Annotated in this window: 17 protein-coding genes and 1 pseudogene; 11 read left to right on the forward strand and 7 right to left on the reverse strand. The window is 59.5% G+C overall.

What is annotated here, in order from left to right; all coding sequences use genetic code 11:
• Positions 1-85 precede the first annotated feature (85 nt).
• From PQQ52_RS01155 to PQQ52_RS01165, 3 genes are all read right to left on the reverse strand, one after another.
• Positions 86-1,294, reverse strand: coding sequence for a GlxA family transcriptional regulator (locus PQQ52_RS01155; RefSeq protein ID WP_408206067.1), 1,209 nt, complete (start codon positions 1,292-1,294; stop codon positions 86-88).
• Positions 1,294-2,598 (reverse strand): MFS transporter, encoded by a 1,305-nt coding sequence (locus PQQ52_RS01160; protein WP_408206068.1) that lies wholly within the window; start codon positions 2,596-2,598, stop codon positions 1,294-1,296. Before PQQ52_RS01160 ends, PQQ52_RS01155 begins: the two co-directional genes overlap by 1 nt.
• Before the next feature lie 134 nt (positions 2,599-2,732).
• On the reverse strand, positions 2,733-2,876 hold the full coding sequence (locus PQQ52_RS01165; RefSeq protein ID WP_408206070.1) for a putative periplasmic lipoprotein: 144 nt from the start codon (positions 2,874-2,876) through the stop codon (positions 2,733-2,735).
• 247 nt (positions 2,877-3,123) lie between these two features.
• Here PQQ52_RS01165 and PQQ52_RS01170 point away from each other — a divergent pair, with 247 nt between their 5' ends.
• Both PQQ52_RS01170 and PQQ52_RS01175 read left to right on the forward strand, forming a co-directional pair.
• Positions 3,124-3,837, forward strand: coding sequence for an ArsR/SmtB family transcription factor (locus tag PQQ52_RS01170; protein WP_408206072.1), 714 nt, complete (start codon positions 3,124-3,126; stop codon positions 3,835-3,837).
• 183 nt (positions 3,838-4,020) lie between these two features.
• The gene (locus PQQ52_RS01175; RefSeq protein ID WP_408206074.1) at positions 4,021-6,432 is read left to right on the forward strand and encodes a DUF6600 domain-containing protein; all 2,412 of its coding nucleotides are present in this window, start codon (positions 4,021-4,023) and stop codon (positions 6,430-6,432) included.
• Between the two features lie 125 nt (positions 6,433-6,557).
• On the opposite strand, the pseudogene PQQ52_RS01180 reads toward PQQ52_RS01175, so the two are convergent.
• Positions 6,558-6,773 (reverse strand): annotated as a pseudogene (locus PQQ52_RS01180) (thymidylate synthase); the annotation flags it as partial.
• A 388-nt stretch (positions 6,774-7,161) separates the two neighbouring features.
• Between PQQ52_RS01180 and PQQ52_RS01185 the strand changes: the two are divergent.
• The 9 genes from PQQ52_RS01185 (at position 7,162) to PQQ52_RS01225 (ending at position 17,254) form a co-directional block, all read left to right on the forward strand.
• A complete protein-coding gene (locus tag PQQ52_RS01185) occupies positions 7,162-8,325 on the forward strand; it encodes a tyrosine-type recombinase/integrase (RefSeq protein WP_408206076.1) in 1,164 nt (387 codons plus the stop codon).
• Positions 8,318-10,429, forward strand: a complete 2,112-nt coding sequence (locus PQQ52_RS01190; RefSeq protein ID WP_408206077.1) for a site-specific integrase — start codon at positions 8,318-8,320, stop codon at positions 10,427-10,429. Before PQQ52_RS01185 ends, PQQ52_RS01190 begins: the two co-directional genes overlap by 8 nt.
• A gap of 2 nt (positions 10,430-10,431) precedes the next feature.
• Positions 10,432-12,321 (forward strand): tyrosine-type recombinase/integrase, encoded by a 1,890-nt coding sequence (locus PQQ52_RS01195; RefSeq protein ID WP_408206079.1) that lies wholly within the window; start codon positions 10,432-10,434, stop codon positions 12,319-12,321.
• Positions 12,314-12,766: a hypothetical protein gene (locus tag PQQ52_RS01200; protein WP_408206080.1), complete on the forward strand. Its 453-nt coding sequence runs from the start codon at positions 12,314-12,316 to the stop codon at positions 12,764-12,766. The genes PQQ52_RS01195 and PQQ52_RS01200 overlap by 8 nt, the downstream gene beginning before the upstream one ends.
• Positions 12,767-12,778: 12 nt before the next feature.
• Positions 12,779-13,612: a thymidylate synthase gene (locus tag PQQ52_RS01205; protein WP_408206082.1), complete on the forward strand. Its 834-nt coding sequence runs from the start codon at positions 12,779-12,781 to the stop codon at positions 13,610-13,612.
• A 329-nt stretch (positions 13,613-13,941) separates the two neighbouring features.
• Positions 13,942-14,628, forward strand: coding sequence for an ImmA/IrrE family metallo-endopeptidase (locus PQQ52_RS01210; RefSeq protein ID WP_408206084.1), 687 nt, complete (start codon positions 13,942-13,944; stop codon positions 14,626-14,628).
• 112 nt (positions 14,629-14,740) lie between these two features.
• A complete protein-coding gene (locus PQQ52_RS01215; RefSeq protein WP_408206086.1) occupies positions 14,741-15,736 on the forward strand; it encodes a toll/interleukin-1 receptor domain-containing protein in 996 nt (331 codons plus the stop codon).
• Positions 15,737-15,899: 163 nt separating this feature from the next.
• A complete protein-coding gene (locus tag PQQ52_RS01220) occupies positions 15,900-16,748 on the forward strand; it encodes a hypothetical protein (protein WP_408206088.1) in 849 nt (282 codons plus the stop codon).
• A gap of 137 nt (positions 16,749-16,885) precedes the next feature.
• Positions 16,886-17,254, forward strand: coding sequence for a helix-turn-helix domain-containing protein (locus tag PQQ52_RS01225; RefSeq protein WP_408206090.1), 369 nt, complete (start codon positions 16,886-16,888; stop codon positions 17,252-17,254).
• Positions 17,255-17,319: 65 nt separating this feature from the next.
• Here the strand turns inward: PQQ52_RS01225 and PQQ52_RS01230 are convergent, their stop codons facing one another.
• The 3 genes from PQQ52_RS01230 to PQQ52_RS01240 form a co-directional block, all read right to left on the reverse strand.
• Positions 17,320-17,628 (reverse strand): hypothetical protein, encoded by a 309-nt coding sequence (locus PQQ52_RS01230; RefSeq protein ID WP_408206092.1) that lies wholly within the window; start codon positions 17,626-17,628, stop codon positions 17,320-17,322.
• A gap of 324 nt (positions 17,629-17,952) precedes the next feature.
• Positions 17,953-18,699, reverse strand: a complete 747-nt coding sequence (locus PQQ52_RS01235) for an HNH endonuclease (RefSeq protein ID WP_408206094.1) — start codon at positions 18,697-18,699, stop codon at positions 17,953-17,955.
• Positions 18,700-18,780: 81 nt separating this feature from the next.
• Positions 18,781-19,350 (reverse strand): hypothetical protein, encoded by a 570-nt coding sequence (locus tag PQQ52_RS01240; RefSeq protein ID WP_408206096.1) that lies wholly within the window; start codon positions 19,348-19,350, stop codon positions 18,781-18,783.
• Positions 19,351-19,544 lie beyond the last annotated feature (194 nt).

The raw sequence follows: 19,544 nt of genomic DNA on the forward strand, positions 1-19,544 counted from the left end.
TATCGACTCCGGTCGCGGGTCGGGCGGGTTATCTTGCCGAATGTCGGCCAGGGTGGCCGCTATGCTTTCGACGAGCTTTCGCTCATCAATTCGCGTCCGCAGACGCAGGGGCCGCCGCGTGCCGTGACGCGACCGCTGATTCAAAACGCTCCCGATACTCAAGCGGCAACACGCCGAAGCGACGCACAAAGGCGCGCCGCAAGTTCTGTTCGCTGCCGAAGCCGCAATCGAGCGCAATCCGCTTGAGCGGCCGGCGCGACTCCGCCAGCACGCGCGCGGCCGCCTCCAGACGGAATGCCGACACGGTTTTAGCGGGCGTGCGGCCGACTTCGTCGACGTAGCGTCGTGCGAAAGTCCGCGGGCTCATCTGCGCGCGCTCAGCCAGCCGTTCGACCGACAGGTCGTTGCCCAAATGGGTCGCCATCCAGCTATGCAGCGCCTCGAACGGTCCACCCGCCGAAGCCTGTGCTGCCAGCGCCGCGCTGAATTGCGACTGCCCGCCAGGCCGTTTCATGAAAACGACCAGGCGCCGCGCCGCCTGCATCGCGACCGCGTGGCCGACATCTTCTTCGATCAGCGCCAGCGCCAGATCGATGCCAGCCGTCACGCCCGCCGATGTCCAGACGGCGCTCGCCCCTTCACCGTGGCCGGCGTCGCGGATGAAGATCGGATCGGCGTCGACGCGAACGTCGGGGAACCGGCTTGCAAGATGCGGGGCTTCCCGCCAATGGGTGGTCACGCGGCGGCCGTCGAGCAGGCCCGCCGCCGCCAGATAGAACGCGCCCGTGCAGACCGAGCACACGCGCCGCGCCTGAGGCGCGCGCCGCCTGATCCACGCGACGAGTTCTGGTTGCAACGTGCAATGTTCGTCGATCGGGACGCCAGGGACGATCAGCGTGTCGATCGGCTGGTCGTCAAGCGAGTCGAGCCGTTCGGTAACGACGGGCAGACCCGGAAATGTTTGCAATACGCCGCCGTCGATGGACGCGACGGTCGTGCGGTAGGCGATCGGCTCTGGGACTTTTCTGTTTGAGCCAGTTTGTCCATCTGATCCGCCTGGTGCGTTTGATCCGCTTGGTGCGCTCGGTCCACGCGGTGCGCTCGACCCGCCCGCCCCTTCAACTCGACCGGCAACGGCCGATCCACTGCCACAATCAGAAGCAGCAGAACGGCCCGCTACGCCAGCCGCGGCCGCCATGGTCAATTCAGCGCGCCAGAACGCTTCGAGCGGTCCACACGCATCGAGCAGCACGAGGTCAGGCGCCACCGCGAAAACGATATGACGTACAGCCATCAGGAAATCACCTCCGCGGATTGCCGCTTACTTGACCACGCATACGCAAGCGTGGCCAACGCCGCCATCCCGAGCGGCGGAAAGATCGCGGCATTGATCGTCGCCCAGCCGAAGCGCGCCAGCAATTGTCCGGCGAACAGCGAGCCCAGCGCGGAAAACGCAAAGGTCGTGAATTCGCTGGTTGCCTGCGTCTTGGCCCGTTCGGACGGCCGATACGATTGCGCGAGCAGCGTCGATCCGCCGACGAACATGAAATTCCAGCCGACGCCCAGGCATGCGAGCGCCGCATAAAAGTGCGGCAGATCGGTTGAGCGCAACGCCAGCACACCGCACAACGCCGACAGCACGATCCCCGCGCCAATCACCGGCAGCACGCCGAAGCGCCTGATCAGCCGCGCGGAAAACAGCGACGGGGCGAACATGCCGACCAGGTGCCATTGAATGATCGCCGCGCCGTCGCCAATCGTATGGCCGCACGCGACCGCGGCGATGGGCGTCGCCGTCATCACGAACATCATCACGGCGTAGCCGAGCGCATTGTTAGCGAGCGCTGCGGCAAAGATCGGTTGCCGAACGATTTCGCCAAGCGGCCGGGCCGGTCCGTGAGCCGCGGCCGCGTGCACGGATGGCACCGCATCGCGATACAACAGCGCCAGCATGGCAATCGATACGAGTCCGAACCCGGTGACAAGCGCGTAGGAACCGGCAAACGCGACCGGCGCGAGCCAGTCCTTGCTCCACGCGGCGAGAAGCGGCCCGCAAACGGCTGCCACTACGCCGCCGGTGAGCACCGTCGAAATCGCGCGGCTTTTGCCCTCGATTCCGACGGCATCGGCGGCCGCCAGCCGGTAGTACTGCGCGAACGCCTGAAACACGCCGACCGTCGCCGTGCCGGCGCAAAACGCCCAGAAGCTGTGATGAAAGATCGCCCACACCGAGATGGCCCCGCCCAGCGCGCCGACGCCCGCGCCGAGCACGAAACCCGCGCGCCGGCCAATGCGCGCCATCAGGAACGACGCGAAGATGGTAGTCAGCGCAGCAGCGACGGTAATCAGCGAGAACGGCAGCGTCGCGAGCGCCTTGTCGTCGGCAAGCGTGTAGCCGACCAGACCGGTCAAGGTCAGATCGATCGAGACAGATGAAGTGTAGAGCGCCTGGCAGACCGCCAGCACGCGCGCGGCGCGGCGGCCATGCGGATCGGAATGATCGGAACCGGTTTGACCCGTGGCAAAAGACGACACAGCGGAGGAAGCCGCGGAAGTAGTTGTGGAGGCAGCGGCAGAGGTAGCGGTGGAAGGCGGCATCGGTAAGCCTCGGGCGGCGAAAGTGGCGATGCCCAGATCGTCACATGGCCGGTGATGGCAGGAATGCCAATGATGCATCAATTCCAGCCACTCACCACGCTTACCCGCCCGAAAAGCGGCCGCCTGATTCGTGCTTACTTGCGAACCGAAATGCCCTCGTCGATCGTGCCGTACATCGTGATGCTGCCCGTGCCCGCACCCGAGCTCGGAGCGGAACCGCTCTGCGCGCACGCACTGAACAGCAGAACCGCGGCAGCGGCGACAAGGAAAGATTTCATGAGAGCGTGTTCCCGCAAAGACAGGCTTCGATTCTAGCCTGGTGGCCCGGCGCGACGCCAAAGCGACACCGAAGCGCCGAGGCACTGGGCACACCAAAGCCCTAAAGCCCGCACTAGCCTGCCCTGCCCGCCGGGTTTTCGTAGCCGCTGCACTCGACAATTCACGCTAAGCTGAAACATCGAATACGGCAGCCAGATACAGTGGGCTGCATGGTGCCCTGCCCGCGCCACCAACCGGAGACGCCTGATGCCCGCCAACCTCGCAGACGAACACAACCATTTCCCAGGTCTGAGCCGTATCGGTGCGCTGCTCTCCGACCCCGGCCGCGCCGCGATGCTGTGGGCGCTCATGGACGGCAGCGCCCGTCCGGCCGGTGAGCTGACGATGATCGCCGGGCTCTCGCCGTCGGCAGCCAGCGCCCATCTGGCGCGGTTGACCGACGGCGGCCTGCTCGCGCTCGAAGTGCGCGGCCGGCATCGCTACTTCCGGATCGCCTCGCCGGATATCGCCGCTTCCATCGAAGCGCTCGCCAACGTCGCGCAGGTCAGCGCGCCGCAACGGACCGTGCCGCGTCCGGTGCGCACCGTGCCCGTCGACATGCGCTACGCCCGCACCTGTTACGACCATATGGCGGGCGAATTGTCGGTGCGGGTATTCGAGCGGTTGGTGGAGCGCGGTCTGCTGACGCTGCACGGCTCATCGCTCGAAGCGACCGCCGACGGCGCCGCCCGCTTCGCCGATTGGGGCATCGACATGTCCGCCCAGAAGAGCCGCCGGCGCCGCTTTGCCTGCACCTGTCCCGACTGGAGCGAACGGCGTCCGCATCTGGGCGGCGCGCTCGGCGCCGCGCTGCTCGATTCATGGTCGGCTCACGGTTGGGTCGAGCGCACTGAGCGTCCGCGAATCTTGCGGATCACACCGGCGGGCCACCGCCATTTCGACGCGCTTCTCGCCGCCTGAGCCACGTTTAACTGATTGACGCGATTACAGAATTTGCGCAATCAGCTTACGAAATGCCTTATCGAGACCTTTTGTTACACGCTCGTCAGAGGCCCTTACAAAAGTGGGGGCCTTGAAACAAACCGTGAGGGTAGAGTGGCTCTCACGGACGCGGCACAATGCCGCGTCCGTCGGAGATAAATCATGAGAACAGTGACCACACACCAACATTCGAAACGCCGGCTCACCGGCTACACGCTCATCGCCGCCGCGGCCTTCCTGTTCGCGGCGCAAGCCACCTTTGCGCAGGAAGCCGAACAGGCACCGCCGGGCGCTGCCTCACAGGCTAGCGATCCGCCGGGACGCGTTGCGCGTCTGAACTACACGGCCGGCGCCGTGACCACCGAACCGGCTGGCGCAACCGACTGGTCGTATGCACAAGTCAATCGCCCCCTCACCACCGGCGATCAGTTGTGGAACGATCAGAACGCGCGCTCCGAACTGCATATCGGCTCGACCGCAGTGCGCCTCGACCAGTCCACCAGCCTCGACATTCTCAATCTCGACGACAACAGCGCGCAGTTGAAAGTCGCGCGAGGTACGTTGTCGGCGCGAGTGCGCGAACTGGCGCCCGGCGCCTCCTATGAAATCGACACGCCGAATCTGGCGCTCGGCCTGAATGGCCCTGGCGACTATCGCGTCGACGTCGCCCCGGACGGCAGCAGCACCACCGTCACCGTGCGCAGCGGCAGCGCGACCGTGTATGGCGACAGCGGCCAGGTACCGGTCGCGGCCGGCCAGCAGATCCGCTTTGCCGGCACCAACCTGCAACAGGTCGCCGACAATGGCGCGCCCGGCCTCGACGGCTTCGATCAATGGGCGGCGAGCCGCGACGCTGGGGAAGACCGCTCGGTGTCGGCGCGCTACGTGTCACGCGACGTCCCCGGTTATCAGGATCTCGACGCCAACGGTACGTGGCGCAGCAGCCCGCAGTACGGCGAAGTGTGGGTGCCGCGTGCAACCCCGGTAGGCTGGGCGCCTTATCACGACGGTCACTGGGTGTGGCAAGCGCCGTGGGGCTGGACCTGGGTCGACGACCAGCCGTGGGGCTTCGCGCCCTACCACTACGGCCGCTGGGCTCAGGTCGACGACGCGTGGGCGTGGGTGCCGGGTCCGATCGTGGTCAGTGAACCGCCTGTCTACGCACCAGCACTGGTCGCCTTCGTGGGCGGCGGTGGCGGCGGCGGAATCAACTGGGGGGTGAGTCTGGCGATTGGCGGCGCGGTCGCGGCCGGCGTCGCGTGGTTCCCTCTCGGCCCGGGCGAGCCGTGGCATCCGCAATGGGGCGGTCACGATCACTGGAGCCCCGGTTACTACAACCGCATCAACAACACGACGGTCGTCAACAACTACAACCACAACGTGACGAATGTGACCAACATTCACAACACGTACATCAACTATCGCGTGCCGGGTGGCGTGACCGCGGTGCCGGCGACGGCCTTCGTGCACGGACAGTCAGTCGGCCGCTTCGCGCAGAAGGTCGATCCGCAGCAATGGCGCAATGCGCAGATCAATCCGGGCGGTCCGGGGATCGCGCCGGTCAAGGAAAGCTTCGGACCGGGCCTGCGTAACGCGAACTACCGTCCGCCGGCCGGCGTGATGACGCGCCCGGTTGTCGCCACGCGCACGCCGGCCGTGCCGGCCGCGTACCACGACACGCTCGCGCAAAATTTTGCACAGAGCGGCGGACGGGTACCGGGTGCGGGCGCGCCGATCGTGCGAACCTCGGTGCCGGCTCACATGGCGGGTGGTCCGGCGGCGATGCCGGCGCAGAACGTACGGGTCGTGCAATCGCATATGGCCGGGCGGACGCCGGGCGCGGCACCGGGTGCGCCTAATGGCATGCAACAAGCCGGTCAACGGCCGGGCGAAGCGCCGGGTCAGCCGCAGCGTGGCGGTGAGCCGCAAGCGCGGCCAGGCATGCCGCCGCAAGTAGCCAACGCGCACCAGCAACCCGTCGAGGCAGCTCATCCGTCCAATGGCGTGCCGCATCCGCCGCAAGCGAATGGCGCCAACCCGAACGCTTTCGCACAGCAGCACGGTGCACGGGGGCAAGCCGGTCAGCAAGCGGGCGCGGAAGGACGGCGCGAGCCTGCCTGGACGCAGCCGCATACGCCGATGGCCCAGCAAGCGCAGCAACATGGCGCCCCGCAGGAACAGGCACGCCAGCCGGAGGCTCGTCCTGAGCAGCCGCAACAGGCTCAGCGCCAACCGGAAGCGCAACCGCAACGCACGCCTGAAGCTCGCGCGCAACCGCAGGAGCCCCGCCCGCAACCGGTGCAGGAGACTCAGCAACCGCGTCAGGAATCTCGTCCGCAACAGGTGCAGCAGCCACGTCCTGAACCGCGTCCGCAGCAGGTGCAGCAGCCGCGCCCTGAACCGCGTCCGCAACAGGCGCAGCAGCCGCGCCCTGAACCGCGTCCGCAGCAGGCACAGCAGCCACGCCCCGAGCCGCGTCCGCAACAGGCTCAGCAGCCGCATCCCCAACCGCATCCGCAGCATGAAGAGCAGCATTCGAGCAGCGGTAACCGTGACGAGCATCACAAAGGCTAAGGCCCACGCGCGCAGCTAAGCGCGCTTAAACCTCGCTGGCTGGAAGGCGACAAGAAAAAACCCCCGCGACGTGAATCGCGGGGGTTTTTCTTTGCGCAGTCTGTGAGCAGACGCTCACATCATGTTCAGACCGCCATCGGCGCCGTCAGCGGCTCGTGATGCCGGTAGCCGACCAGCGAGAAGTCCGATGGCTCGATTTTCTCAAGCCATTCCGGCTCATACACACCAGTTTTCGCATAGTCCGGCACACGGTCCGAAATCGCGAAGGCGGGGCTTTCGTACGGCTCACGCGTGAGCTGTTGCTGCAGCATATCGAGCTGGTTCTCGTAGATATGTTTCTGGAACCTAAAAATAACAGCCAATCTATGAACGTATTGCCTGTTTTAAGGGGTTTTCGTGGCAGCGGCGGCAGTTTCCATAGGAACTAAAATTGTTGGCCTTTTCATCAATATATTTCGCCTCTCCTCTATCCGCTGGAGCCCGTCCGATGTTGGACCTTCAGCAGACTCGACCTGAAATAGTCTCAAAATAATGCGGATAAGTTTTTTTGACTTTTTCATCAATTCACTGTCTACTCTGGCTCGAAAGCGCGAACCGAACGGATGTACTTTTCAACTTTGAGTGACAGGAAGCGATGAAGTGACGGCAGCCGATGACCCCCTCAGTGCGCACTTTGCATACTCCAGTGCACGCTTTGTACACATTAAGGAACCCCCACGAGTCGTAACCGTGGCATCCAACGGCGAGACTCTCGAACTGTCCCGAACCGGGAGCAAGCCCGTTCTCAGCGTCATCGACAGTCGCGCCGCTGTCGTGACTACTGCTCATATGTGGTTGAGCAGCCTTGTTGCAGCCGCTGGCGTGTCTATCAGCATGAACACCGTGTTGGTGTATGGCCGCATCCTTTCTTATCTGGTCCGCTGGATTGAAACGAAAGGCCCGTTCCCGCGCCTGACCGTCGACGAGACCATCCTTCGGCTGAGCCGCGAGAACCTGACGTCGTGGCTGAGCGACATGAAAGAAAACCGGGGCTTGGCCCACTCGACCCTGCACGGGCGTGAGGCGTGCATTCGAACGTTTTTAGACTGGCTCACCACGAAAGAAGCGGGCAATCTCAGACACCCAGAGAACTCCCCATACGGTCGAGATGGCAATTTGCGCTATATCACGGCATCGCCCGTACCTCTGAGTCCAAAGTTCATTGCTACAGAGCATGTCATTGCTGTGCTAAGCGGTATGCACAACGAGTGCGAGAGGTGCATGTTCCATGCGCAGTTCGACATGGGTCTTCGAATCTCCGAGGTATCGGACATGGTTGTTAGCCAACTCCCCGACCCGGCGATGTACAACCCGGCGTTCGAATTCATTCCTCTTTCGGTCCGGCGCTCAAAGGGCCGAGGCGGCCAGACTCCAAAGCATTCAACTTTGATTTCGCGCGCAGTGCTCAATCGCATCAAGCGCTATCACAGCAGCCCTGAATATAAGCTCGCACCGGACTGGGACATTAGAGACCCGAAAAAACCCGTCTTTCTGACCGTCAACCAACTCAGATGGAGCCGGAGGAACGCGTCGAAGCAATTCAAAGAGGCGGTGCTCAGAAGCGGCATCAGCGAAGACATGTCGACGCATTGGTTACGACACGGCACAGCGTTTTCGGTCCTTCGCTCTGACATCGGGAAAACGTACGAAGAGAGGATGCTCATCGTTCAGCAGTTGCTCGGTCATGCTTCATTGACCACTACGGAAATCTACACTCACATTCCGCCTGCGTTGCTAATGAAGTTGACCAAGAAAGGCCAGCAGATGAACCGGCTGCATGAAGCCGAGGACATCCGCGAAAAGACATTCCTTGGACCATTGCAGCACCGTGAGAAGCGAGGCCACCATGGCTGAGAACGTGGCACGCCTCTACAACGCTCCGCAGCCGACAATGGCGGACCCGCACGCCCAAATAAAATGGATGTTCGGCCAGTTTGAATCCGAACACCAAGAACCTTACGCGGCAAAAATCCGGGGGGCCGCGAACAAGTACATGCGGTTCGTCATCGAAACCAATGCGTCATACCCTGAGCTTGAGAATGACAAGCGCTTCTTCCTGAGCCAGTATTGGGAGGCTGATGCATTAAACCGATACAGTGAGTGGTTGAACAAGCAGGAAATTTCGAGTAAGACCCGTTACAGCGACTACAAGCTTGTCAGGCAGGTAATGGGTATGGCGTACGCCCTCAGAATTATCGACGCCGTGGTGTATCACACCTCGATGCCGAAGGGAGTATCAGAGACGAAAGAGCGCTCCGCATACGCCGAAGATGAAGAAGAGGTCATCAATGAAAGTATTGCTCGCTGGGTTGGTCTAGCGAACAGCATGCTCACAGGCTATCGGCCTTCCGGGAAAGGTCTCCCATTCCGCCCCTCGAAATTTCACTTCCCTCCAATGGTCATTAACGACAAAACTTATACGGTGGAGGAAGCAGCTGAACAATTTGGGGTCGAGTACTGGCAGATTTCCGAGAGATTACGGATGGGAATGACTCCGGCTCAAGCAGTCGGGGTTGAACCCGCTCCTCGGCCTACGTTGAAGCCTTTTGAGGTTGAGGGGATGGTCTTCAGAAGCGTCTCGGCGGCAGCGAAGCATTACGGGGTCTCAGCATCAGCTGCCAACACTCGACTTCGTAAAGGGTATTCTCCGGAGCAGTGCGTTGGCTTGAGTCCCCTTTGGGTTAAACGCAGCGACGAACAGGCGTTGCTGTGGATGTTCGAAAATGAATTTGAGTGCGATGCAACGAAGATGTATGAACACATCTTTCGTAACGGATGGCACCTAGTCTCGCATTACGGTTGTCGGCTATATCGCATACGAAGCCTGTTCGTCCGATGGGGTGTCTGGCCGTACGTCGACGACCGAATCATCGTGCCATTGGCCGCCCAGCTCGGCATGCTTACGGGCCTGAACGTCGAAGCGCTTAAGAAACTTCGGCTGGACAGCTTTCAGAGGCAACATCGACTGACAGGCGAGCCGGTGCTCATTTACGAGAAGCGTCGAGCTGTGAGCGGCAAGAGAACGTTGGAACGGGAACTGCACGTACCCGTGCTTGACGAACTTAGCTTAGATGCAGATGTGGCGGATAAAATCGAGAAGCTGTTTGGCCTCACGATTGCCCTGACCGCAAGAATCCGTGCAGATGCTCCGGAGGCTATCTCCAACAGGCTCTTCATCTTCGAAGACGTAGACCTTTCATACGAGCAAGGAAAGCGAGCTGTCGTCGCGATTGACCCGAAGAAAAAACTCGCTACTTGGTATGAAAGGTTCTGCGTCGACGAGGGGTTCCCAGCAATTTTCGGTGATAAGTTTCGCTTTACCATTTCTCGATGCCGCCCCACGCTCGCGACGAATCTCGTCTTGGCAGGAGCCACCCTGTTTCAAGTACAGGTCGTGCTCGGCCACGCCAGCATCAAGACGACGGCCACATACCTGGACGAGCAGAAGCTGAAACCGGCGTTCAATAGTACGGTGTCGCAAGCCCTGTCGAAAATCGCGGAGCGCTCTCGAGAGGCCTCGCAAACAGCAGAAGAAGATGCTGAGTTGGACACGAAGCTTGGCCCCGAGGACGAGAAGGACATCTTTTACGAGACGCTCTCGGGCTGTGGATGCACAAATCCATTCAACCCCAGCGCTGACGTTCGCGCTGCGACCAAGTACGTGAAAGGCACGGTCTGCAAGTTCTGGAACATGTGCATTCGCTGCGACAGCGCAATCGTGACCGAGCGCTCGCTGCCGAAGCTGCTTGTCTACCGGCGGCGAGTTGGCGCGGCCCTAGAAACGCATTCGCCCGCAATCAGAAGTAGAAGGGAGCTATTCGAAGACACGGTCCAACTCATTGACGGAATCCTGGAGGAAGGTGTGGTGTTTGATGCTCCTACCATCCGCCAGGCAGAATATCAGGCAGCCACCATGGACGACATCCTTACGGACCATCTTATTTATCAGGGAATCTAGCCGTGAAAAATACGTTGACTATCCCGGACGAGACAGCCATCCAGAGCGGAAATGCAGTATTCAGGCCTGACATGCCAGTGTACGGCGCAGTTTTCGGCTCGGACGTTTGGCCTTTTGAAGACTCATCTTCAGAAGAGTACGCTGGCCCTACGAGCAGCAGCTTCGTTTGGCGGGATTACATGGAAGGACGCGGGACAACTTACCAACATCCCGCCTCTACACAAATGAGCAGGTTTGCACTTTGCCTGACTCCCCAAATTGTGCACGACCTTAAAATTTCGGCGTATATCCACGGCCATCATCCGAAAGTCGTAAAAAACTCTCGCGCATCAACGGCAAAACTGAAGCCGATAACGGTTCAAGCACGCACCGAGGAGCTGGCAAAGTTTTTCTCCCACGTGATAATCCTCGGTAAAGAGAAATATGACATATCAGTGAGAAACCTCAGCGATATTTCATTCTCCTTGCTCAAAGCTGCTATAGCTACCTTCAAAGGACGTTCGGCGTCATTGAAGCGAGCTCTCAATCTAATAACCGACCCAATTATTCAACGCAACCTTAGCGCCCCTTTACAATGGACCTTTCACGATTTGAAATCGAGGTCTGTCGCGTGGCGCGTTAGCCCTGACTACAAAGGCATCCCTACTCTTCGAGACGACCAGTTTCTGTTTCTCCTGGAAGAGTGCAAATTGGCAATTACGACATTCAAAGCCGCTACTGGCATGAAGATTCATGATTCCGAGTGTCGAGCGCTGGAGCAAACATCTGAATGGGTCGATAAGGAAATGGCCGCCTGTGCCATCGACGCATATTTTGAAGACAATCAGTTTCGAACGGGCGATTTCGAGAGACACTTTGGCTACTCGCTTAGCCAGATAGACAAAATCATTGACGATGGAAACGCGGCAGCGATGACAATAATACTACTGCTCAGCGGAATGCGACGTACTGAAGTGCGTTACGTTAAAAGAGAATGTCTCGTATTCGAGCACGGATACTGGTTTTTGAAATCAAAAGAGGTCAAAAGAAAACCCAAAGATATGCCCATCTCGGAGGGTTGGCTCGCAATCGACTTGACGAGAGATGCTTATGATATTTTGATGTACATCACCAAGAGAACGGGCAACAACTCCCTTTTCTCGACCCCTTTCCGCGGCTTCACGGTTCGCAGCAACAGGGCCTACAGCCCGTCGACCATCGGCAGACGAATCGCCAAATGGATTGAAAAAATTGATGCCATTGGATTTTTCGAAGACTGGATGTTTTCAATTCATCAATTACGAGAAACGCTTGCTGCCCAACTGGCGAATCAACAGGTCTCGCTGCCGTTCATCAGCATGCAACTCAAACACTTTCATAGCCAATTCAACTCTATGCCCAACGAAGTGACAGTAGGGTATGGACAGTACAGAAAACAGCTCATGACGAGCGTTGCTAATCGCATCGCTACGGCAAGAGAAGACGCTTTGAATGACATATTTGGTGAGGAAGCCCGGTTCGCCGGCGGCGGCGCCGAGGAGCACAAAGCTCGCATCGACTCGTTTTTTTCTGGGCTTGGCTTGTTCGGTGAGGCAAGGGCCAAGTACATCCGCGACATGGCACGCCGAGGAGTGAAACTGATGCCTACCAGTATCGGGCACTGTGCCAAAAACTTCCTTGAGCTAGCCGAGGACGAGCTTCCCCCCTGCTATGGCGACTATCATTGTGACCCGAACTGTTCGAGTCACGTCATCACGGAGCGGTCCGCAGACACTCTCAAGATGAGGCGCGAATACGCACTCAATGAAGCTGAGCTTGAGGCGAAACCTGCGTACAAAGTTATCTGGCTTGGCATGGCTCAGCAGCTCGACACCCATATCAAAAGCCTAGATTCGAGGAGGTCCCATGGCTGACGGTCGCCCCGCAGAGCTGGCACGGCATGTCGAAGCCGAGTCGGAGAAAAATGATAGACTCATTACCGATGCTTTAATCGAGCTCGAGGATATTTCGAAGGCAGGGAAGCGCAAAGCAATTGTGGCAACTGTCATGCAAATGACCGGCCTGTCTCGCAACACGATACGAAGCCGCGATTGGGCTCTGACTAAGCTGCGGGCCATCAAGGCCGCTCGCAAGAGCCATCAAGCCTCTGTGGCCGCGGCCCTGTCTGAGAAAGAGAGTGAACCTACGCCTCGGATGTTACGAGACCGTATTAGACTGATATTGGACCAGAATGCTCTGCTGTACGAGGAAATCCAAGCCCTCAAGGGCGTCATCTTGGACCAAAACATTGAGATTGAAGCGCTCAAAGCTCGAAGCAAAATATCACTCGCACAGCCTCCCGCGCGCGTGCCCAAATAGTTGGACGATGACATGAAGCAATACCTCGAACTCCTCGAAGACATCTTGGAGAACGGTGTTCAAAAAGGCGACCGGACAGGCACGGGGACGACATCCGTGTTCGGCCGCCAATTTCGGCACAACCTGGCGAAGGGCTTCCCGCTCCTCACGACGAAGAAGCTTCATTTCAAGAGCATCGCGAACGAGCTCATCTGGTTCCTGAGCGGCAACACGAACGTTAGCTGGCTCAAAGAGAATGGCGTCTCCATTTGGAACGAGTGGGCCACGGAGGACAACGAGCTCGGCCCCGTGTATGGCAAGCAATGGACCGCCTGGCCGACCAAGGATGGCGGGACCATCAACCAGATTGACTACGTCATTAAGACGCTTCGGGAGAAGCCGAACAGCCGGCGCATCTTGTTTCACGGCTGGAACCCCGAGTATCTCCCGAACGAGTCCATCAGCCCGCAAGAGAACGCGAAGCAAGGTCTCATGGCATTGCCGCCATGTCACCTGCTCTACCAGTTCTACGTCGCGGAAGGCAAGCTATCCGCTCTGCTGTACATCCGCAGTTCGGACAGCTTCCTTGGTCTCCCGTACAACATCGCTTCGCTGGCCCTTCTGACGCACATGGTCGCGCAACAGTGCGATTTGATTCCGCATGAAATCATCGTCAGCATCGGGGACCTACATGCGTACTCAAATCATATGGAGCAGATTCAGACACAGCTCACCCGAGACGTACGGGAGCTGCCTAAGCTGAATATCAAGCGCCGCCCCGATTCGATTTACGACTACAAGTTTGAGGACTTCGAAATCGTCGGTTACAACCCGCATCCAAGCATCGCGGCTCCCATCGCGGTCTGAGCTGTCTCACAGTTGAACCGCACGCGGCCCTCTTCGCTCCATGAGAGGGCCGCGGCAGCAGCTGCCAACCTTCATCCTCCGCCCCTCCTCTCCGCAGCTACTTCGCATCTCCCGGCTTCGCCAACCGAGCCACACACTCCCGCTTCAATCCATGATGAGCAACTCCAGCGTGAATGCGACCGGGCCGCGCACGCAAAAATCGAAGCTTAAATTTATTAAGGGTCCGACTCTAATTAAATTCGTGACAAGCACACTATTAGTTGTATATATTTTCATGTGAAGCACCACATCTGGTGCTATACAACGAAATGCGATTTCGGGGTTCCCACATGCACGACATCGACAAGCTTTCCATTGCGGCCGAGGTGCGACGCTTCCAGTTTGAAATCTGGCAGCGCGCGGGGACCACGCACAGCACGATTCCGCATCTGCTTCAGCTCTTCCGCCCTGACCACGCGGCCTCGGTGCATAACATTGAGTACGAAGTAACCGCGGGCTCGCTGGGCGCGCACGGGGTCGGTAACACCCAATACCAGGTAGCCGGGTTGGTCGACGTTCCGCGCTCAACGATTCGTATTGCCGGAAACCTGCCCTACGAGGTTCAGCGCTTCACAGGAGCGCACGAACTCGGCCATATTGTGTTGCATCCTGGGCTCTCGCTTCATCGCGACCGCCCCCTGCTCGGTGACGCGCCGGTCCTCGACCGCCGCGAGCGGGAGGCCAACTACTTTGCCGCGTGCTTCCTTGCGCCGGAGAAGCTATTGCGCCGCGCGTACAAGCAGCGATTTGGCACCGACATGCTCCACCTCGATGACAACGTAGCGTTCGCCATCGCCGGCAACGGCTCGCAGGACCTTCTCCGGTCAAAAACTGGCTCGCTTGAGTTTCCGCGCGCAGTAGCGACTGCGCGGAAATTTGGTATCGGCAACCACTTCAAGTCGCTCGCTGAGGAGTTCGGCATGTCGCCGACCGCTATGGCGATTCGCATCCACGAGCTCGACCTGGTCAGCTACTGATGGCGCGCGGCCTGACAACACGTAGGCCGTCCTGCTTCACGCGTTCGCTCAAGCCAAATCGCCACGTTATGGCGACGACGGCATAGCCGCCTACAACAACCACCTGATTCTCTTGCTGGACGACTGCATGGCATCGGTTTTCTTCTCGTACACGCACATCGACGAGTCGCTGCGCGACCAACTCGAAATCCACCTTTCGCTGATGAAGCGCGAGGGCCTGATTTCGGCATGGCACGACAGACGCATCGTCGCGGGCGACAACCTTGACGACAGTATCAATGAGCAGCTCGAGAAGGCCGACATCATTTTGCTGCTGGTCAGCGCGAATTTCATTGCGTCCGAATACTGCTTTTCAAACGAGATGACGCGTGCACTGGAGCGGCATAAGGCCGGCGAGGCGCGCGTCATCCCCGTCGTCCTGCGAGCATGTGACTGGCACAGTGCTCCGTTCGGCAAAATGAATGCGGTCCCGACAGACGGTCGGCCGGTGACGTCCTGGTCCAACCAGGACGAGGCGTTCGCCGACATTGCGAAGTCGATTCGTAAAGCCGTGGCCGCAACAGCCTCGTCGTCCGCACCCAAGCTGGACGCGGCATCGGCAGCGAGAAGCATGCCGCCTCGGCCCGCAGCCATCGAACCTTCCGCGGCCTCGCAACTGCCGCGGTCGAGCAACCTTCGCGTCAAGCATGAGTTCTCAGACCTCGACAAGGACACGTTCGTTTCTGAGACGTTCGACTTCATTGCACGCTTTTTCGAGGGTTCGCTACAGGAACTGGAGAAGCGACACGGCCAGTTCCAAGGACGCTTTTCGCGCATCGATGCGCGCCGGTTCACCGCGAGCATCTATAAGGACGGGAAGAGCGTGTCGCAGTGCACCGTTACGCACGGCGGAGCCTTCGGTGGACACAGCAATCGCGAGATAGCATATTCGAACCAGATTTCCTCGCACACGAACAGCTACAACGAAGCGCTCACGCTCACGGAAGATAGCCAGACGCTTTATCTGAAGCCGATGATGAGCATGGCGAGAGGCGTATCCGAGAAACTGTCTGACACTGGGGCAGCTGAGCATCTGTGGTCGATGCTTATCGAGCGGATACAACGGTGATTTCCGGTGGGCGACCGCGACAATAGCGCCCGATGACGTGCCGCGCGCGTGATAACAACAACGCTCCTGCAGGCCCGGAATTATTCTTTTACGTGCTCGGGCGGCCTATAGCACGCAGCTACAATATGCCTACCTCTTGCGTGAATCGCCCTTGCTATTACCCATGACCACTCTGACCACGAATTCGAATCTTGCCCTCATGTATGACCAGGCAGGCGCGTTTCTGAACCTCGACCAAACTGCTCGTGCACAGTCAGACTGGTTCAGAAGCTTTCGTGACGACAAGGACTTCCGCAGCTTCTTCAAAAAGAAAAAGGTGCTCGCGAAGGGCACGAGTTTGCAGGTCACGGTGATTTCCCAGATTGCCCGCGCGATTGTCGACTGCATCGAGGAAGGCGAACCGGACTTGGCACCTACCGGGTCTGAAGTCAACGACATCATGAAGAGCGCCACAGACCTGGCAACCAAGCTGACTGCGGCGCGCCCTTCCTGGCTTGCTCCGGGTGCCCGGACGCGCGGTTTCCAGGAGCCGCTGCGGACGCTCCAGACGATGCCGTCGATTGTGCCGCCCCGAACTGGAGGCCGCTTGCCGATGACGCAGCGTCGAACGCTGATTATCCGGCTCGCCCACGCCATCTGCGAGGCTTGTGACGAAATTCCCATCCGGGTCATTACGGCGGTCGTCGCACGCGCTTGGGAAGAAACCCTGGAACGCCAAGTCTACGATGTGCTGACCGCTGTCGAACGCGTAAGTATTCAAGCGCTCGTCGAAGCGAAGCGCAGGAACCAAGCCGACGTTGAGAACACAGCACATCTGGCACTGAGCCGCGCAAGTGTTCCGCGTAACCGTGCGGCGCCCACGGCGGACACGCGAACCGACGCTCAGCGGCTAGCTCAGGCTCTCGAAATCGTGGGCGGGTGCGCGGATGAGACTGCGGCAATCGTGCTTTACGACGCGCTCAGCGCCGCCGGCACCGAACTTGGGTTAGAGCTAGATTCAACCGAGCAGTGAAAAACTGCGGAAATTGGGCCCATTTTCCGGCCTATTTCCTCCGGATTTTTTGCGGTTGAATTGGCTTGATATTTCGGTAGCAGTGTTTCGAGCCGACAGGTGAACAATACGTCCTGTCACAACTCCCACTGCATCGAATGCAAAAACACATCAAACCGCAGAATTTCCAGTCCTTCGACCACATCATCGCCAACTGGCCGGACAACACCGCCAAGCATCAGCGTGCGCGCTTGCTCGATGCCATGCGGCTGTGCGCGGGGATTACGACACTGGAGGCAACGCGTTACCTCGACGTCATTGACCCTCGGGCGCGAGTGGTCGAACTGCGCAAAGAAGGTTATCGCATCGTCACCTCGTGGGTATGCCAGCCGTCAGAATGCGGTCGCCTCCACAGCGTCGGGCTGTACACGCTTGCCAGCGTTGCAACCGACATCATCATGGGCGCGAAAGTGCCCCCCCTGACCAAGTCGGGCAGTTCCCAGTTAGTGCTTGCTCTCTGGCACTGAAGGCGCACGCAGCGCGGGTTGAGTTTATTCACCGTTCATCGTTCACCAGCCCGCTAACGGCGACCTCAATGGAGATGCTCGGCCTCCTGCTTCACGGCCGGCCTGCCCTCCTGCAATATCCACACTGACTCTTCGACGTCTTCGTCACTTAGTTGGTAGTCGTCGATGGCAGTAATACCCATCGCAGCCAAGTCGGTTGCGGACGCCTCGTCGCTGGAGATTCTGTATCGCATCGCGTCGGCAATCACGCCGGGCTCGTCCTTCTCGCTATTCAAAATTTCCTCGGCTACCAGGCCAGCCATGCCATGGAGGAAGCTCCAGTTTGCCGGAAAGTCCGAAAAGGTAATTCCGGCCGTCACCGCGGCCCGGCGCATGGCCTCTGGACAGGTCCGAGGACGAAATTGCCCCAACCAGGCGCGTTCCTCCGGGTTCCCGCTATTGTTCTTCCAGACTACCGCGTCACCGGCACCGCCAAAGCGCTCGTAGACCGTCTTATGAGCCGCTTATTGGTATGCGGCGGTGCGGAGCTCGCGAGCAGCTATAAGTTCTTCGTTGAGTTCAATCATGTTCGTTGCGAGTGTTCGGTTTGGTCACCCCAGCGTATAGCTTGAAAATTGGCCAGTGACGAAGCACCGCACATTTGTGCTCGCAACCACCCGCGCCGCCCTCCCGTCAGACTCGCGGCCGACACTCGGGAATCAAATATCCGCGTAGTTGATTCCGTAGTGCCGCTCTCGATGACAGTTCGGACACAAAGCCATCGCATTCTCAACGGTATCTTCCCCACCGTCTGCCAAACGTCTGCGATGATGAACCTCAAGGTACGGTCTCCCGTCTGAGCGCTGAAACGGTGCCGATTGCCCGCATCCTCCGCACGTCCCATTCGCTCGCAACAGGACTTCCGCAATGACGTCCGGGTTTCGCTTGAATGCGCGGGTCAGCACGACGACCTGCTCCGGTCGCCTGTTTGCATTGGCGAGACGCTCTCGACGTTCATCCGCGGAAGACTTCAGGGACTTCTGAACGGCGGCATCAAGATTCTCGACGACCGTCTCGTGAACGGCCATCCGCTTCAGCGCCTCGACGAACTCATCGTGCACCTGATGCAGTGCGGCTTCCGGACCCTTCGTTTTGCTCTGGAGATAGACGATATGGGACAAGAACGTGTCCAGCGCGACCGAGAGCGGGCCGGCGCCGTCATGTGCAATATCCTCGAGGTAAAGCTTCCAAGCGTTGGCCGCGATTGTCGTCGCGAAGCTTTTCGCGCCGCGGCGCATTGCAACGTAACTTCCGATGTAGCCCTTTGCGGCACGAGGCGACATATCAGGATAGGAATCGCGCAATGCTCGTTCGGCCTGCGGTAGTTGCAAGCTGCCAGCGACAACCGCCCGCGCCAAGTCGAGCGCAAGCTGAAATGCTGTTGATGGAACCAGGTATCGAGGCATGTTCGGATTCTCGAAAGACTGCGAGGGTTAAGTTCATTCCACCGCGCCAGCCGCATTACGCTCCGCCTGGCTGCCGTAGTCTCACTTCAGCGCCGCCACCGCGCTCCGCAGGTAATCACGCGCCGCATCAATCTTGTCGGGATGTGTTTTCTCGTCTAGGTCGGCGCGGTCCTTCTCGCCCAGAAAATATGCCGTGCGGTTCGGTTCCTCTTTGCGTGGATGGGGGACGCCATGAAGCACGCGTTCCTTGTTCAAGAATCCTTCCTTGGTCAGCCACTCGACGCCTCTCGATGCGGCCGCTCCCACCGGGATGAATACCGCGTCTGGCATAGCTTTGGCCATCTTGCCGAAGTGGCTTCGCATTTGCAGGCGCAGCATCGGGTCTCTTTCGGGATGCCACCCGGCCCTGAAGTTCTCGCCGTTTTTGAACACGGGAAACTGAAGCACGGACGACAACTGCAACAAGTCGCCCGCGTCGCCGAACAGGTCTGCACTTGAGCTCAGACCCAACCACTGATGCACGCCAATATGGTCGAGGAGCGCAACGACGCATTGCCGCGTCACCCCGGCAAAGGCGGCCGCGAGACTGGCGCGACGTAGCACCTCGCCCATGGGAGCACCCTCAAACAGTGCACGGTTCGCCTCGGTCAATGCAATGTCGGCCTGCGCCTACCAAGGCGTGGCGTCCACGAGAACGAGCTTCGCCGTGGCGTTCACCCACCCGAACGGCGCGTAGTACACCTCCAGGTCGCCGTTGCCGTGCATGCGAAGGGATGCAGATTGCGGGTCGCCTTGTGGGCCTCGGAAGTCCCGGATTGCAGATTCGTACTTCTCGAGAAGCTCGA

This window comes from Paraburkholderia sediminicola, from assembly GCF_046030555.1.
GTDB classification, from domain to species: Bacteria; Pseudomonadota; Gammaproteobacteria; order Burkholderiales; family Burkholderiaceae; genus Paraburkholderia; species Paraburkholderia sediminicola_E.